The sequence below is a fragment of the Burkholderia sp. 9775_39 genome, assembly GCF_015712225.1.
Taxonomy (GTDB): domain Bacteria; phylum Pseudomonadota; class Gammaproteobacteria; order Burkholderiales; family Burkholderiaceae; genus Burkholderia; species Burkholderia cenocepacia.
This window is the reverse complement of the sequence record NZ_JACCQC010000110.1, coordinates 1-397: the sequence shown is the minus strand read 5'-3', so window position 1 is coordinate 397 and position 397 is coordinate 1. Positions and strand designations below refer to the sequence as shown.

At 51.1% G+C, this 397-nt stretch carries 1 protein-coding gene and 1 pseudogene; both read right to left on the bottom strand.

The features are described from left to right. Positions 1 to 220: pseudogene (locus H0X90_RS35515) on the bottom strand (hypothetical protein); the annotation flags it as partial. Beyond that, the coding region (locus H0X90_RS35510) for a hypothetical protein (RefSeq protein WP_230878133.1) at positions 217 to 397 on the bottom strand (181 nt) is incomplete at its 5' end. The pseudogene H0X90_RS35515 and the gene H0X90_RS35510, both read right to left, overlap by 4 nt.

The following is a 397-nucleotide window of genomic DNA, read 5'->3' as shown; positions in this document are numbered from 1 at the left end:
GTATTTCATGTTCAGCGGCAGCATCTTTTTCTTCATCATCTGCTTCCTCGACAGGATTTACCGCCAGTCGCAGGGCCTCTTCATAGGCCTGGCGTAATGCTTTAAACCCTTGCGGATCGGTTTCGGGATGACACAACGGTAAGCGAGCAAGATAAGCCTGGCGGATAATGTCTATTTGCGTCGTGCTTTCAATTTCGAGGATTTGCCAACATGTTTTCATAGGTCGCTCACATCCTTAAGCGTTACCGGGCATTCAGACTGGACAGTTAATGGCTGCCAGGGAAGCGTGGCATAGAAACGATCGCTTCCCGCTGCCAGCTCTTCGAACATACGACTCCCGGCGCTATCGTATTTGTACAGGGTTAGCGCCTCGCGTAGCGAAGTGTTGTCTTCGCAC